The 15,386-nt window shown below is 66.0% G+C and carries 16 protein-coding genes; 14 read left to right on the forward strand and 2 right to left on the reverse strand.

Annotated features, from left to right (window positions below; all coding sequences use genetic code 11):
* Positions 1–361 precede the first annotated feature (361 nt).
* From ACR2MZ_RS04560 to ACR2MZ_RS04585, 6 genes are read left to right on the forward strand one after another with little or no spacing between them, the layout of a single operon-like run.
* Positions 362–664, forward strand: a complete 303-nt coding sequence (locus ACR2MZ_RS04560) for a type II toxin-antitoxin system Phd/YefM family antitoxin (RefSeq protein ID WP_434003887.1) — start codon at positions 362–364, stop codon at positions 662–664.
* On the forward strand, positions 661–1,077 hold the full coding sequence (locus tag ACR2MZ_RS04565; protein WP_434003888.1) for a type II toxin-antitoxin system VapC family toxin: 417 nt from the start codon (positions 661–663) through the stop codon (positions 1,075–1,077). The genes ACR2MZ_RS04560 and ACR2MZ_RS04565 overlap by 4 nt, the downstream gene beginning before the upstream one ends.
* A gap of 43 nt (positions 1,078–1,120) precedes the next feature.
* The gene (gene sucC, locus ACR2MZ_RS04570) at positions 1,121–2,248 is read left to right on the forward strand and encodes an ADP-forming succinate--CoA ligase subunit beta (protein ID WP_434003889.1); all 1,128 of its coding nucleotides are present in this window, start codon (positions 1,121–1,123) and stop codon (positions 2,246–2,248) included.
* A complete protein-coding gene (gene sucD, locus ACR2MZ_RS04575; protein ID WP_434003890.1) occupies positions 2,245–3,162 on the forward strand; it encodes a succinate--CoA ligase subunit alpha in 918 nt (305 codons plus the stop codon). The genes sucC and sucD overlap by 4 nt, the downstream gene beginning before the upstream one ends.
* A 45-nt stretch (positions 3,163–3,207) precedes the next feature.
* Positions 3,208–3,636 (forward strand): DUF2752 domain-containing protein, encoded by a 429-nt coding sequence (locus ACR2MZ_RS04580; protein WP_434003891.1) that lies wholly within the window; start codon positions 3,208–3,210, stop codon positions 3,634–3,636.
* A gap of 43 nt (positions 3,637–3,679) precedes the next feature.
* Positions 3,680–4,843, forward strand: a complete 1,164-nt coding sequence (locus ACR2MZ_RS04585) for an acyl-CoA dehydrogenase family protein (protein ID WP_434003892.1) — start codon at positions 3,680–3,682, stop codon at positions 4,841–4,843.
* Positions 4,844–4,856: 13 nt separating this feature from the next.
* On the opposite strand, the gene ACR2MZ_RS04590 is transcribed toward ACR2MZ_RS04585, so the two are convergent.
* Complete coding sequence (locus ACR2MZ_RS04590) at positions 4,857–5,279, reverse strand: hypothetical protein (RefSeq protein WP_434003893.1); 423 nt, start codon at positions 5,277–5,279, stop codon at positions 4,857–4,859.
* Positions 5,280–5,304: 25 nt separating this feature from the next.
* Here ACR2MZ_RS04590 and ACR2MZ_RS04595 point away from each other — a divergent pair, with 25 nt between their 5' ends.
* From ACR2MZ_RS04595 to ACR2MZ_RS04630, 8 genes are all read left to right on the forward strand, one after another.
* Positions 5,305–6,450, forward strand: coding sequence for an acyl-CoA dehydrogenase family protein (locus tag ACR2MZ_RS04595; RefSeq protein WP_434003894.1), 1,146 nt, complete (start codon positions 5,305–5,307; stop codon positions 6,448–6,450).
* A gap of 9 nt (positions 6,451–6,459) precedes the next feature.
* Entirely contained in the window at positions 6,460–7,596 is a 1,137-nt protein-coding gene (locus ACR2MZ_RS04600) for an acyl-CoA dehydrogenase family protein (RefSeq protein ID WP_434003895.1), read from the forward strand.
* 94 nt (positions 7,597–7,690) lie between these two features.
* Complete coding sequence (locus tag ACR2MZ_RS04605) at positions 7,691–8,392, forward strand: DUF4013 domain-containing protein (protein ID WP_434003896.1); 702 nt, start codon at positions 7,691–7,693, stop codon at positions 8,390–8,392.
* A 21-nt stretch (positions 8,393–8,413) separates the two neighbouring features.
* A complete protein-coding gene (locus ACR2MZ_RS04610) occupies positions 8,414–9,211 on the forward strand; it encodes a DUF4190 domain-containing protein (RefSeq protein ID WP_434003897.1) in 798 nt (265 codons plus the stop codon).
* Between the two features lie 97 nt (positions 9,212–9,308).
* Entirely contained in the window at positions 9,309–10,742 is a 1,434-nt protein-coding gene (locus ACR2MZ_RS04615; RefSeq protein ID WP_434003898.1) for an LCP family protein, read from the forward strand.
* An 88-nt stretch (positions 10,743–10,830) separates the two neighbouring features.
* Positions 10,831–11,790 carry a methylmalonyl Co-A mutase-associated GTPase MeaB gene (gene meaB, locus ACR2MZ_RS04620; protein ID WP_434003899.1) on the forward strand — a complete coding sequence of 320 codons (960 nt, stop codon included), beginning with the start codon at positions 10,831–10,833 and terminating at the stop codon, positions 11,788–11,790.
* 54 nt (positions 11,791–11,844) lie between these two features.
* On the forward strand, positions 11,845–13,497 hold the full coding sequence (locus ACR2MZ_RS04625) for an acyl-CoA mutase large subunit family protein (protein ID WP_434003900.1): 1,653 nt from the start codon (positions 11,845–11,847) through the stop codon (positions 13,495–13,497).
* A 5-nt stretch (positions 13,498–13,502) separates the two neighbouring features.
* Positions 13,503–13,931 (forward strand): cobalamin B12-binding domain-containing protein, encoded by a 429-nt coding sequence (locus ACR2MZ_RS04630; protein ID WP_350340675.1) that lies wholly within the window; start codon positions 13,503–13,505, stop codon positions 13,929–13,931.
* A gap of 33 nt (positions 13,932–13,964) precedes the next feature.
* On the opposite strand, the gene ACR2MZ_RS04635 is transcribed toward ACR2MZ_RS04630, so the two are convergent.
* Positions 13,965–15,326 (reverse strand): L,D-transpeptidase, encoded by a 1,362-nt coding sequence (locus ACR2MZ_RS04635; RefSeq protein ID WP_434003901.1) that lies wholly within the window; start codon positions 15,324–15,326, stop codon positions 13,965–13,967.
* Positions 15,327–15,386 lie beyond the last annotated feature (60 nt).

A 15,386-nucleotide genomic window follows, 5' to 3' on the forward strand; every position in this document is an offset into this window, starting at 1 on the left:
AGCGCTGAGTCACTCAGCAAGGCGCAGGTTCCTGCGCCGGGGGAGGTGTTGCCCGAGCTGGCGGCTGCCAGTTAGTTGTTATGGATGACGTGGACATCGTCATACACCACTTGACAGGACATGGCCCTGGCGTGCGGTCGTGGGGAGGCGCCAGGAAGCTGTAGCCCCACTCATCGAGATCCTGGTTTTCGAGACAAGTGATCACGACTCGGCCGGACTTGCCGCGAAGTCTGAGGTCGATCTCTAAGGGGCTGGCCGAGGGGCGCCTCTCCTGGTGACCACCAACCAAAGGTAGCGGCGAACCCGGGATTGCTGGCTCTTGGCGGTCTTAACACCTAACGGGCCAAGCGTGTAGCACGCAATGTGCTACTGTCGGAGCGTGGAACGTATTGGTGTGCGGGAACTCCGGCAGAATGCTTCGCGGTATCTCGCGCTGGTAAAGGCGGGCGAGACAGTGGAAGTTACGGAGCGAGGAGAGCTGGTCGCCCTGCTCTCGCCGCCCGGGGGATCCCGGAGCACAAGGGACCGGCTGGTTGCCGCTGGCCGGCTCGTTCCTGCGTCCAGCCCAAGCGGGCGCCTTCGGTCACCCCGCCCAATGCCAATAGCTGCCGGCGAGCCGACCAACCAGGAGCTGCTCGATGTGGAGCGCGAGGACCGGCTGTGATCTATCTGGATTCTTCGGCGCTGCTGAAGCTGGTCCGGCGCGAGGAGGAGACTTTAGCGCTGAGCGAATGGCTCGACCTGCACTCTGAGCAACCGGTGGTCTCCAGCGAGCTGGGACGCGTGGAGGTCATTCGGGCCGCTCGGAGGCTTGGCGGCCAGGTCCCGGTGGAGGCTCGCGCCGCCGTGGATGACCTCGACCTTGTTTCGCTCGACCGCGGAGTGCAAGATGTCGCCTGCGACATCGGCGATCCGCGGCTGCGCACCCTTGACGCGGTGCACCTGGCTTCAGCGCTGCTGCTCGGCGAAGGGCTGACCGCGTTCATCGCCTACGATCACCGTCTCGCTGGCGCAGCTCGGGCGGCCGGCCTGGCCGTCGTCACCCCAGGCCAGCGCCCGCCGCCTCAGAAGCTCTGACCCCGGCGCCTGGAGGCGGGCATTCGGATAATCTTCCGGACCGATGAAGCTGCTCGAATACCAGGCGAAGGAAGTCTTGAGTCAGCTCGGGATTCCCATCCCATCGGGCAAGGTGGCGACCACCCCGGACGAGGCAGCTCGGGCCTGCGCGGAGCTCGGTCCGGTCGCTGTCAAGGCGCAGGTGCCGGTCGGCGGCCGGGGCAAGGCGGGCGGCATCAAGCTAGTTCAGACCGCCGACGAGGCCCGGGCGGCGGCGGAGCAGATCATCGGCATGGACATCAAAGGCTTTCGGGTGCCTTTGGTCTACTGCGAGACCGCTTTGGATATCGCCCAGGAGGTCTACCTGGGCTTCACAGTCGATCGCGACGCCCGCGCCAACGTCGTCATGCTCTCAGCCCATGGCGGCATGGACATCGAACAGCTGGCGGAGGAGTCACCCGAGGCCATCGCCCGCCTCTACCCGAACCCGTGGCGCGGCCCGCTCAACTTCGAGCTGAATCAGCTGGTCTGGGCGGCCGGTCTGGGCTCGCACAGCCGGGCGCTGGTGCCTGTGATCCGGCAGCTCTACCGCGCCATCACCGATTACGACGCCGTCACTGCTGAGATCAACCCGCTTGTCATCAGCAAGGAGGGCCAGGTGGTCGCAGGCGACGCCAAGCTGGAGACCGACGAGAACGCCGCCTTCCGCCACAAAGCGTTGGAAGAACGCTACGGCGACGTGGTGGAGGGCGACCCCTACGAGCGCGAGGCCAAGAAGCGCAACCTCACCTACGTCTCGCTGGACGGCGAAGTGGGGATCATCGGCAATGGCGCTGGACTCTGCATGGGCACGCTGGATCTGGTCCAGCGCGCAGGCGGCCGGGCCGCCAACTTCTGCGACATCGGCGGTGGGGCAAAGGCCGAGGTGGTGGAGAACGCCCTCTCCGTCATCCTCATGAACCCCAACGTGCGGGGAGTGCTGATCAACGTCTTCGGCGGCATCACCCGGGGCGACGAGGTGGCCCGCGGCCTCGTGCAGGCTCGCGACAGCCTGAACCTGCGGCTGCCCCTGGTGGTGAGGCTCTCCGGCACCAACGAGACTGAGGGGCGGGAGATCCTGCGCGCCAACGGCATCGAGCCGGGCGCCAGCGGCTGGGAGGCAGCTCAGAAGATCGTGGAGATGACTAGATGAGCATCCTCCTGAACCGCGACAGCAGGGTAGTCGTGCAGGGCATCACCGGCCGGGAAGGCAGCTTCCACACCGAGCAGATGCAGTCGATGGGCACCAAAGTAGTCGCTGGAACCAGCCCCGGTAAGGGCGGCACCACTCATCTCGGCGTGCCGATCTTCAACACGGTGGCCGACGCCGTGCGCGAGACAGCCGCCAATGCGGGAGGCATCTTCGTGCCGCCCCCGTTTGCGGCTGACGCGATCATGGAGGCGGCGGCGGCCGGCCTGACGCTGGTGGTCTGCATCACCGAGGGCATCCCGATCCAGGACATGATCCGGGTCAAGGACTTCCTCCGTCTCCATCCCGGCTGTCGGTTGATCGGCCCCAACTGCCCGGGCCTGATCACGCCGGGCGTGGCCAAGATCGGCATCATCCCGCAGCAGTTCTCGCTGCCCGGTCACGTCGGCGTAGTGTCCCGCAGCGGCACACTCACCTACGAGGCGATGGCCGCCCTGACCTCGGCCGGGGCAGGCCAGTCCACGATAGTGGGTATAGGTGGGGATCCGGTGCTGGGTCTGTCGTTTTGGGACGTCGTCCAGCTCTTCGAGAACGATCCGGAAACTACCCATCTGGCGCTCATCGGAGAGATCGGTGGCACTGATGAAGAAAGGGCGGCCGAGCTGCTGGGGCGCGGCTCGCGCCTCAAGACCGTCGCCTTCATCTCCGGCCGCACGGCGCCGGAAGGCAAGCGCATGGGCCACGCCGGCGCCATCGTCTCCGGCAACCGAGGCACCGCCAAGAGCAAGGAGGAGGCGTTCAGCGCCGCCGGGGTCCGCGTGGCTGAGACGACCGACGAGCTGGTGGAGATGTTGGTCGGGGCCCCAGCGGCGCGACGGCCGGCTGGCGAACACCAGACGGAACCCGGACAATCCTGATGAACCGCTTCACCAGAACGCCTCACTGCTAGACTCGCAGGCGTGATGCCGGTTGCCCTGGCGGTAGTTTCGGCCGACCACTACGCCCGCGTGCGCAATGTTTGCCTGCTCGCGTTTTTCTCGGCCTGGCTGCTGTACACGCGCTTCTTCTGGTCCTTGCACAGCGTCAACGCCACCCTGCCGCGCTGCCCCTTCCTGGCGGTCACCGGCCATCCCTGTCCGCTCTGCGGCGGCACCCGCTCCTTCGCCTACACGTGGAACGGTGACTTCGGCCACGCCCTGCTGCTCTATCCCCTGGGGCCAGTGTTCTTCGCGGCGACTGTGGTCGGCATGGCCTTACTGATTGTCGCCTTGGTGAGAGACCGGGACGTCCGGCTGCTGGCCCACCCGGCATTGCTGCGGGCGCTCCCATTTCTGGCCGCCCTGCCGCTGCTGGTCAACTGGGCCCTGAAGCTGACAGTACTGCCGAACTGAGCCGCAGGGAGGCGTGCCTCCCCTTGCCCTTAGGATGGCGGCCGTGGATTTCGAGCTCAGCGACGAACAGAGGGGGATCCGCGATCTCTGCCGCGACTTCGCCAGCCAGGTGGTAGCTCCGGCGGCGGAGGAGCTGGACCGGCAGCATCGATTCCCCTACGAGATAGTTCGCCAGATGGGCGAGCTGGGCCTCTTCGGGCTCCCGTTTGGCGAGGAGCACGGAGGCGCCGGCGCGGATTTTCTCAGCTACTGCCTGGCCATCGAGGAGCTGTCCCGGGGGGACGCCGGAGTCGGCATCACGCTGGAGGCGGCCGTCTCGCTGGGAGCTGCGCCCATCCACGACTTCGGCACCTCGCAGCAAAAGGCAGATCTCCTGCCCGACCTGCTGGCCGGCAACCGGCTCTGGGCATTCGGGCTGACTGAGCCGGGCGCCGGCTCAGACGCTGGCGCCACCACCACGCGGGCCGAACGGCAGGGTGGAGAATGGATCATCTCAGGCAGTAAGCAGTTCATCACCAACTCCGGCACTGAGATCTCCGCCGGCGTGACGATCACAGCGCTGACCGGTCGCACGGCTGCCGGAAAGCCGGAGATCAGTGCGCTGCTGGTGCCGGCCGGCACTCCTGGTTACGTGGTGCAGCCGGCCTATCGCAAGCTCGGCTGGCATTCCTCTGACACCCATCCCCTGGCCTTTGACGGCTGCCGGGTGCCTGAAGACAGCCTGCTTGGTCGGCGGGGCGGCGGCTACTCCCAGTTCCTGCACACGCTGACAGGCGGCCGGGTGGCGATTGCTGCGCTGTCGGTCGGGCTGGCCCAGGCTTGCCTGGACGCCGCACTCAGCTACGCCAAGGAACGGGTCGCATTCGGCCGGCCGATCGCCAAGCACCAGGCTGTGCAGTTCAAGCTGGCCGACATGGCGATGGAGGTGGAGCTCTCGCGCCTCATCACCTACCGCGCCGCCACCGCGTACCAGAACTCCGCCGGGAAGCTCACAGGCGAGGTGCGGCGGCTGGCGGCGATGGCCAAGCTCTTCAGCTCAGAGACTTCCAAGCGGGCGGCTGACCAGGCTGTCCAGATCCACGGCGGCTACGGGTTCATAGAGGACTATCCGGTGGCTCGGTACTGGCGGGACGTGAAAATCAACGAGATCGGCGAAGGCACCAGCGAAGTTCAGCGGATGCTGATCGCCCGCGAATTGGGCTGCTGACCGGAACTGCGCCTTACTCGTCAGGGACGTCGTCAAGCGTGGGCGTCAGGGCGCAGACCCAGCGGCCGTCGTCCTTGCGATGGAAGAAGCGGGCATAGCCCGGATTCCTGGACACCATCGCAAACTGCTCGGGAGTGATGACCGTCCGCAGCCGGGACAGATCACCGAAATCAGGGTCCCGCATGATCCCGCCGACCACTCCGGAGAGCTCGCGCCACTGCCCTTCGCTGAGGGGCTCACCGAAGCCTGCGACGGTGACCAGCAGGGCGGCAGTGGGGCCTGTGATCGTGTTGGGCAGGATCTTCTCCTGCTTGGCTCGGGTGACTATCTCCTTGCCCTGTTCGATGATCGCGTTGATCCGATCCCGCCGCACCCCTATGATGTCGCGACCGCTGCCGATCGTGGTGCCTTCCAGATAGCGCGGTCCAGCATCCATGGGCGATGGCTATTGTAGGTCCGCCATGCAGCTGGAACCTTCCGCCGAGCAGCTCGCCATCCAGGACGCGGTCAGGGGCTTTGCCGAGGCGGAAGTGAGACCCAGAGCGGCTGCGATCGACAGCGAGCACGCCTTTCCGCGCGACATCATCCGGCGCGCAGGCGAACTCGGTTTTATGGGCATGCTGATCCCCAGTCAGTACGGCGGTGCGGGACTCGATCACCTTTCCTTCACGCTGGCGGTGGAGGAGTTGGCCCGCGCCTGTGCCAGCACGGCGGTGATCATCGACGTGCACAACTCGGTGGCGAGTGAGCCGATAGTTCTCTTCGGCAGCGAGCCGCAGAAGCAGCGCTGGCTGCCGGCGCTGGCCCGCGGGAGCACCCTAGGCGGATTCGCACTTACGGAGCCGGGCTCCGGCTCAGACGCCGCAGCCCTGAACACTTCCGCCCGGCGGGCGGGTCAGGATTGGGTTCTGAGCGGAACCAAGGTCTTCATCACCAACGTGGGGGAGGCCGGGCTCTACCTGGTCTTCGCCCGCACGGCCGCAGAGGGGGCCACGGGGATCAGCGCCTTTCTCGTACCGGCCGATTCAGCGGGGCTCAAGGTCGGCCAGGTCTTTCGCAAGATGGGGCTGAACGGCTCGGTCACCGGCGAGCTCGTGCTGGAAGAGGTGAGGGTGCCGGCGGCGAACCTGCTCGGCCCAGAGGGGGCAGGCTTTGCGATCGCCATGCGCGCTCTGGATTCGGGCCGGATCGGCATCTCCGGGCAGGCCCTGGGCATCGCCCGGGCAGTGCTCGAGGGCGCGCTTGACCACACGCGTCAGCGCCGCCCCCTCGGCCGGCCGGTGGCTCTGGACCAGGGCGTGTCCTTTGTTCTCGCCGACCTGGCGACCCAGCTGACCGCCGGGCGGCAGCTGGCTCACAACGCGGCGTCACTCTGCTCGACCGGCCGGCCGTTCACGCGCGAAGCCGCCCTGGCGAAGCTCTTCTGCACGGACCTTGCCATGCACGCTGCCAGCCAGGGTGTCGAGCTGGCCGGCGAGCCCGGATACCTATGTGAACAGCCCTTCGAGAGACACTTCCGGGATGCCAAGGCGCTGCAGATCTATGAGGGTACGAACCAGGTTCAGCGCCTGGTCATAGCTCGCTCCCTGCTCAGAGGGCGGCCATAAACTCAGCGTATGGACTTCAATTTCTCGGCCGAGCAGCTGGCCATCCGGGACACCGTCCGGGAGCTCGTCCAAGACCGGGTGGCGCCTCGCGCGGCGGAGATAGATGAGAAGTCCGAGTACCCGGCTGACCTGGAGAAGCTGTTCGCGGAGAACGGCATCCTTGCCATCCCGTTTCCGGAGGAGTACGGCGGCATCTCAGGTTCCAGCGTCACCATCTGCATGGCGGTGGAGGAGATCGCGAAGGCCTGCACGAGTTCCTCGCTGATCCTGGCGGTGCAGGCGCTCGGCTCCTATCCGATCCTGCTGGCCGGCTCCGAGGAGCAGAAGAAGCGGCTTTGTCCTCCGCTGGCGGAGGGCAGGGTCGCCGCCTATGCGCTTTCGGAGCCTGATTCGGGCTCCGACGCGGCGGCCATGCGGACCAGCGCCAAGCGCTATGGCGATGAGTACGTCCTCTCCGGCAGCAAGATCTTCATCACCCACGGCAGCCTGGCTGACACACTTGTCGTCTTCGCCCGAACCGATCCTGATGGCGGTTCCCGCGGCACCTCGGCTTTCGTGCTGGAGCGGGAAGAGAGCCCCTGGACGGTCATCAAGCTGGAGCACAAGCTGGGCATCAGGGGCTCGCCGACGGCGATGCTTGCCTTCGACGAGGTGCGGGTCCCGGCGCGCAACCGGCTGGGCGAGGAGGGCCAGGGCTTCAAGCTCGCGCTCGGCGTGCTGGATCGCTCGCGACCGGGGATCGGAGCGCAGGCGCTCGGCATCGCCGAGGGGGCGTTTGAGTACGCCCTCAACTACGCCAAAGAGCGCCGCCAGTTCGGCCGGCCGATCGCCGAATTCCAGGGCTTGCAGTTCATGCTGGCCGACATGGCCACCCAGATTGAAGCCGCGCGGCACCTCGTCTACCTGGCCGCTACCAAGGTCGATTCGCACGCGGAGGATCTGACGAAGATGGCTGCCATGGCCAAGCTGTTCGCGAGCGACATGGCCATGAAGGTGACTACCGACGCTGTGCAGGTCTTGGGCGGATATGGCTATATCCAGCACTATCCGGTCGAGCGGATGATGCGCGACGCCAAGATCACTCAGATCTACGAGGGCACCAACCAGATCCAGCGCATAGTGATCGCTCGCGCACTGCTGCGCTGAGCAGGTCGCTGGAGCCGGTTCGCCCCCCGCTTAATCGACCCGTTATATAGTTTCCGGCTGTATGTACGACTTTGGCGACATGCTCGCCTGGCCGATGAGGGATCAGAGTTGGGTCTCGAAAATCCTCCTCATGGGACTCATCTGCCTCCTGTTGTTCGTGCCGCTGCTCAACACAGTGATTGTGGTCAACCTGTATGGGTGGGTCTACACAGCCTTCGACAACCTCCGCGGCGGGCGCCAGGAGATTCCTCCGGCTGGGTTCGGCTACATCGGTCGAGGCGTCAACCCAGGTGTGGTGCTGCTGCTCTACGGCCTGGTCGTCGCCGTCTTGCTGGGCATCGTGTACCTGGTTGGAATCGGACTCACAGCCATCGGCGCCAACGTGAGCGGTGATTCCGGCACGACTGGGACTCTCGGTGTTCTCGGCTTCCTGGTGATCCTGGCCGGCTACTTGGGGGCGCTGGTGCTGGCACTCGGGCTGGCGCTGTTGACTCCGGTGATCCTGCTGCGGACCTACTACGGCGGCATCGGGGCTGGCCTCAACCTGCCAGCTGTCATAAACGAGTTCCGGGCGGCCCCGCTGGACTCGTTCATGGCAGCGCTCGGCCGCTTCGTCGGCCAGCTTCTGGGCCAGGTGGGCGTCATCGCCTGCATTGTGGGCGTGGCCTTCACCATCCCATATGCCTATCTGGTGGATGCGGGTGCCATGGTCTATCTGGAGCAGCGGCGCCAGGCCAGAATTCCCCAGCCACCTCCCAGCAATCCCGGTTACTATCCGTCCCAACCGACCTACTGATAACTGATAAGGAGTCTTGCCTTGAGCGAAAATCCGCCGCCGCCTCCCAACCCGCCCGGTTCTTCCGGCGGGTCGGGTGGCTGGCAGCCCCCCTCACAGTCCGGCCAGGGCTCGTCTTCGGGCAGCTCCGGCGGCCCCGGTGGTTCGCAGCCGCCCTCTGAGTCAGGCCAGGGCCCGGCGTCGGGCGGCTCCGGCAGCTCGGGCGGCTGGCAGCCACCCTCCGAGCACGGTCCGGGCGGACCGCCGCCGCCGCCGAGCAGTGCTGGTGGTTGGCAGCCACCTCCCCAGCCTGGTCAGGGTGCCAGCGGGTCTGGCGGTTGGCAACCACCTTCCCAGCCTGGTCAAGGGGCCAGCGCGTCTGGTGGGTGGCAGCCGCCCCAGCCGCCGGGCCAGGGCCCGACAGGTGGTTGGCAGCCGCAGTCGGGCCAGGGCGTACCACCGCCCCCGCCGGCCCCGTCCTACACCCCGCAGAACCAGCCTTATTCAAGCGGCTCGCAGTACCCGGGTGGGTCCTACAGCCCACCGCCCTCTTACGCGACAGCGGGTGGCGCTCTGGCCGCCGCTCCCCGCGACAACGGTGCTCTCTGGTCGCTGATCCTGGGCATCATCAGCGTCCTCTGCTGCGCGCTCTGCGGGCCTGTCGCGGTCTTCCTGAGCCTCAGCGCCCGCCGCCGCGTTGCCGCCAGCGGTGGAACCATCGGTGGCGGAGGAATGGCGACCGCGGGACTCATTCTGGGTATCATCGGCACAGTCCTGCTGCTCGGCGGCATCATCTACGCCATCGTCGCTGTCGTAATCAACTCCCGCGGCGGCGGCTAGATCACGTAGGCTAGGGACCGTCCGCCTGCCGCGGGCGGCCCTTCCGCTCCCTTTCCTTCCCACTCCACGTTCCACTCAGAAGAGGTAGCCGGCTCCCATGTCAACGCCTTTCCCACCCTCGTCAGAAGCGATCACAAGCGAGCCCTCTTCTCGGCCTCGCAAGCGAGTAGTTCTCGCCGCCGCGCTGGCACTGGTGATTCTCGTGGGTGGCTTTGCCGCCTACCGGGCCCAGAGCTTCCTGCACAGCGTGACCGGGTTCAGCAATCCCTTCCAGGAAGCTCAGGAAGCCTTTCGGCCGGCTCCTGGCTCCATCGCTTGGAAGCTCAATCACAAGGAGCAGGTGAACCTGCTGCTGCTCGGCTACGGCGGGGCGGAGAACGACGCTCCCTGGTTGACCGACTCGATGGTGGTCGTGAGCCTGGACCCGGCCAGCGGCAGGGTCATGCAGGTCTCCATCCCGCGAGACCTCCAGGTCAAGATCGACGCCTTCCAAAATGCCCCTCCGGTGACCGAGAAAGTAAACACCGCTTACTCGGTGGCCATGGACACACAGGGTTGGACCGGTCAGAAGAGCCAGTTCCGGACAGGTAAAGACCGCGGCGGCCGGCTCGCCGAGCAAACCGTAACCGCCGTGACTGGGCTCAAGTTCGATGGCTATCTGGCCGCCGACTTCAAGGCTTTCCGCGATGTGGTCGACGCCATGGGCGGCATCGACGTCTGCTTGGACGGACCTCTTGACGACTACCAGTACCCGGATTATCACGACGGCTTTGTGAAGGGCGGCATCCACTTTCAGAAGGGCTGTCAGCACATCAACGGCGAGCAGGCCCTCCAGCTGGCGCGCTCGCGCCACGCTAAGCAGCCGGCGGAGGCCAGCGACTTTGGACGCTCCCGGCGCCAGCAGCTTCTCCTCAGCGCAATCCGCAAACAGGCCGCTTCGGTGAACGCCTTAACCAAGGTGCCGCAGCTCATGGACGCCCTCCAGAAGGACTTCTCCACCGACCTGGACCTGAACAACCTCCGTGCGCTCCAGGCGTGGACGAGCAAACTGCAGGACAACGCCATCGGCCACGCCGCCATCACAGTCGACGACCTGGTCACCGATCAATGCAGCAGCCCCGCGGCCTACCTGATCTGTCCCCTCGATCCCAGCTGGAGAATGATGCACCAGTACTTCGCCAACCTCTTTGTGGCCCCTAGCGTGGTGACTGAGAAGGCGCCTGTGCAGATCGCCAACGGCAGCCGCTCGCTGGCTGAGCTGGGCGATCGGGTGAGCCTCAGCCTGAAGCCTCTGGGCCTGCAGGTGGAGGCGCCCCAGCGGGTCCGCAGCGCTACAGCAACCACCGTATACGACTATTCGGGTGGCCACTATCCGGAGACGACCCGCTGGCTCCAGCAGTACTTCGGTGCCACTGTAGTACAGCCGGCGGCCGGCCAGCCGTCGCCGACCCCGCAGCCGCCGGCAGGGGGCTTGGTGGTCGTGCTCGGCCACGACTATGCCCTGCGCTGGCTCGGCCAATCAACCGCCTGAGCGCAAGGAGACGTCTTCGCCGCCAGATCCCTTTTCTGCCGGCGGCCTCCTGCAGAGGAGCCGTATGTCTGCTCCATGATGGAGCTGCATGCCGGAACGTAACCTGCTGGCCGAGTTCAAAGCCGGCAACATCCGCGGCCTGGCCCGCGCCATCTCGCTGGTCGAGCAGCGGGACCCTTCGGTCAGGCACCTGCTGGAAGGGCTGGCGAACGGTGCGCGGCGACCCCGGGTGCTCGGTTTCACAGGCGCCCCGGGGACTGGGAAGTCCACACTCGTCGATGCGCTGGTCAGCAATCTCCGCGAGAGCGAGCTGCGGGTAGCAGTTCTGGCCGTCGACCCCAACTCGCCCTATTCGGGTGGCGCCATCCTGGGGGATCGCATCCGCATGCAGAGGCACGCCCTTGATCCGGGCGTCTACATCCGATCCATGGGCGCCCGCGGGCACTTGGGCGGTCTCTCGGTGGCGACCCGCGAGGCCGTTCGCCTACTGGGCGCCTTCGGCTTTGACGAGGTCATCCTGGAGACGGTGGGCGTCGGCCAGTCGGAGTTGGAGGTGGCCGCCATCGCTGATACGACGTTGGTCGTGTTGACGCCGGGCTTGGGCGACGGCGTCCAGATGATCAAGGCAGGAATCATGGAGATAGCCGACGTCTTTGTGGTCAACAAGGCAGACCTGCCGGGCGCCCAGAAGACCATGCAGGAGATCCGTTCCATGCTCAGCATGGGCCCCAAGCTCAGCTGGCGCGCGCCGATCGTCGGCGCCAGCGCCATCAAAGGCGAGGGAGTGGACGAGGTGTTGGCGGCGGTTGAGCGCCATCGCGCCCACCTGGAGGCGAGCGGCGAGGCGGCCGAGCGGGCTGAGGCGCGGTTGAAGGACGAAGCCGCCGATCTGGTCGCCGAATGGGCTCGGGCTCAGGCCCGACGTCTCTTGGACCAGGATGAGGCGGTCGCCGGCCGCCTGCGTCGCGATCGCATCCCCTATGCCGCCGCCGAGGAGATCCTGACCCGCGCTGGTGGCCGCCTCGTGCCTGAGGCAGCCAGAACCTGAATCAGGGCTGTTCCCGCAACAAGGCGGCGCAGGCCGATTGGTACAGTCCGAAGCGTGAAGGTTCGCTACGCGAAGGAGACGTTCGCTGAGTGGCAGCGGCAGTTCGAGGCAGCGCCGAAGCGTAGTGATGGCGTGAGCGCCACAACAGTTTCGGGAGCGGAGATCGAGCCTCTCTACACCTCAGCTTCGCCGGCTGACGGGCCGGAGGAGCTGCCGGGCGAGTTTCCCTATACGCGGGGCATTCACGCCGCCGGCTATCGCGGCAGGCTCTGGACGATGCGCCAGTTCGCGGGCTTCGCAACCGCGGCTGAAACCAACCGACGGTACAACTACCTGCTGGAGAACGGTCAGACAGGGCTCTCGGTGGCGTTTGACATGCCAACCCTGATGGGCCAGGACTCTGACGCTCCCACCAGCCGGGGCGAGATCGGTCACTGCGGCGTGGCGATTGACTCCCTGGACGACATGGAGACGCTGTTCCGGGGCATACCGCTGGCTCAGGTCTCTACCTCGATGACTATCAATTCACCTGCCGCTGTTCTGCTCTGCATGTACCTGGCGGTGGCCGAGAAACAGGGCGCGTCGATGAAGCAGCTGAACGGCACGCTCCAGAACGACATCCTGAAGGAGTTCATCGCTCAGAAGGAGTTCATCTTCCCGCCCGAGCCCTCGATGCGGCTGGTGGTCGATTCGATCGAGTACTGCGCCAAGGAGGTGCCGCGCTGGAACACGGTCTCCATCTCCGGTTATCACATCCGGGAAGCGGGCTCGACAGCTGCTCAGGAGCTTGCGTTCACGCTTGCTGACGGCTTCGCCTACGTCGACGCGTGCCTCGAACGAGGTCTGAAGATCGATGACTTCGCGCCACGGCTGGCGTACTTCTTTGACGCGCACATAGACTTCTTCGAGGAGATAGCGAAGTTCCGCGCCGCGCGCCGCATCTGGGCTCGTCACCTGCGGGACCGCTACGGCGCCCAGGACGAACGCTCCTTGAAGCTCCGCTTTCACACGCAGACGGCAGGCGTTTCACTCACTGCCCAGCAACCGGAGCTGAACGTCGCCCGGACGGCCATCGAGGCGCTCTCAGCGGTGCTCGGGGGGACCCAGTCGCTGCACACGAACGCCATGGATGAGGTTCTGGGTTTGCCCACTGACAAGTCCGCTCGCATAGCGCTTCGCACGCAGCAGATGCTCGCTTTCGAGAGCGGGGTCGCCAACACTGTCGACCCGCTTGGCGGCTCCTACTTCGTCGAGGCGCTGACCGACCGGATGGAGGCGGAGGCGGAGGCGTACTTCGAGCGGATCGACGCCTACGGCGGCGTCATCCCGGCCATCGAGGCGGGCTTCATGCAGAAGGAGATCGCGGACGCCGCTTTCCGCCATCAGCAGGAGCTGGAGACGCGCCAGCGCCTCATAGTGGGCGTGAACGAGTTCACCGCCGGCAATGAGGAGGACGAGATCGAGATCCTCCGCATCCCGCCCCGCCTGGAACAGGAACAGGTGGAGCGCGTTCGTGAAGTTCGCCGCCGACGAGATCAGGCGCGGGCCGCAAAGGCGGTGACTGAGCTGCGCAAGGCAGCCGCCTCGCCGAGTGAGAACCTGATGCCCTACATTCTCGACGCCGTCCGCGCCTACTGCACGGAGGGGGAGATCATGGGCGCCATGGTTGACGTCTTCGGCCTCTACACCGAGAAGGCTGTGATTTGAGCGAGGTGGCGGCCGCCGGCGCGCAGGTCGAGGAGCCCGCTCGACCAGTCAGGATAGTGCTGGCCAAAGTGGGCCTGGACGGACATGACCGCGGCGTGAAGGTGGTTGCCCGAGCCCTGCGCGACGCCGGCTTCGAGATCATCTACACGGGCCTGCGGCAAACCCCGCAAATGGTTGTCGAGGCCGCCCTGCAGGAGGACGCTCAGGTAATCGGTCTCTCGCTCCACTCGGGCGCGCACATGACCCTCTTTCCCGCAGTGGTCGAAGAGCTGAGGAGGCGAAGGGCCGAGGACATAGTGGTCTTCGGTGGGGGCATAGTGCCCGAGGACGACATAGTCGAGTTGAAGAAGCAGGGGGTGGCTGAGATCTTCACGCCGGGCGCCCCGCTGCAGTCGATCATCGACTGGCTGCGCAACCGCTTCCCCGCCCGCTAGGATCAGCGCCGGCGGAGACCGGTTACCGTCTCCCTAAATACCGCGGGCGCCGCCAGGACCGCTCAGCGGATTGCCCTTGTCGTCGGTGGTGATCTGAGCGAGCTGGTTCTGGACGGGGCTGCCATCCCCCGGGTAGAAGATCACTGGCGTGCCTTCGGGCGCCCAGTTGAACATCCAGACCTCGGTGTCGTAGGGCACGTGAATGCAGCCATGGCTGGCGAGCGACTCGTTGTTCTCGGAGCCGGGGCCCCAGCAGCAGCCCTGCCAGGGCGCGTCGTGGAGGCCTTCACCCGTATTGGTGAACCAGAGCACGTACTGAACCATCGTGTCCGGGTACCAGTAGGGCGACCCCTTCGGCCAGGGCGAGTGCATCTTCCACGGATGTGACTTGCTGAGCACCTTCATGGGGCCGATGTCGGTGGGCAGAGCCGGCCGGCCGGTGGTGATCTGAGTGGAGCGGACCTCCTGGCCGTTCTCGTAAGCCCACAGCTGCTGGGCGTCATGCTGCATCAGGATCGCCTTCGGGGGCAGATTGCTGAAGAGCCCGTCGTGGATCTGGAGGTTGTAGCGCTGGAGGGCGGCGGCAGCCACGGCTGCCTCATCCACGTTGCCTGAGCCAAGCTTGGCGGCGTATTTCTCGAGCTTCGCGTAAGCCGAGTTGACAGCGTTCCAGCCCTTGAAGGGGCTGGGCTTGTTCAGGTAGGCGGCTGCCGTCGCGTTGTTGCGGCCCTCGGTCAGAGCGTCCTGGCCGGCCTTGTGGATGGCGTCCAGATTGCCGGCGGTCTTGCCCTTCAGATCGGCGGCCGCCGTTTGGATGGCGTCGTTCTCCTTGGCCTGGTTGGCGGCCAGGGTGGCGATGTCGTTGTTGAGTGCCTGGGCGTCGGCCGACACCTTGCGGTAGTCGGTGATGGTGTGAGCAGCGCCCTGCTCCTTCACCGCGCCGTCCAGCTGCTGCTGCAGGGGAGTCATGTCAGCCGGGTCGACGCCGATCGCCTGGCTGTTGGCCAGGGCGGCCTGGTCGGTCTTGATCTGGTTGGCAGCGTCGCTCTGAGCCGATTCGAGCAGCTGACGCTCACGCACAGTCAGCTGGCTGTTCAGCTGATCCGCTGTGGTGGCATTGGATCGAAAGAATTGAACCCGAGCCGGTGGCCAGGAGGGCGCTTGGCTGTGGTCCATACCTGAGAGCGCGCCGGCGAAGGGCTGAAGGTCCGCGGCCGAGTAGCCCTGCGCCTGCGCCTGCTGCAGCGCGGCGCTCAGACGCGCGCGGTTCTGCTCAAACTGGGCTTGGGCACGGCTGCTCTCGCGGTCAGCAGTTAGCAGGAGGGAACCGCCGAGGGCGATGAGAGCCACCAGGTTGAGTGCGACGAGAACGTAGATTCTGGTGATTTTTCGCATTGAGTTGCTAAACTTGAACGCGCGGCAACAGCGTTTTGTTTCGCGCACTGCAGATGATAC

This window comes from Candidatus Dormiibacter sp. (assembly GCF_050999135.1).
GTDB classification, from domain to species: Bacteria; Chloroflexota; Dormibacteria; order Dormibacterales; family Dormibacteraceae; genus Dormiibacter; species Dormiibacter spiritus.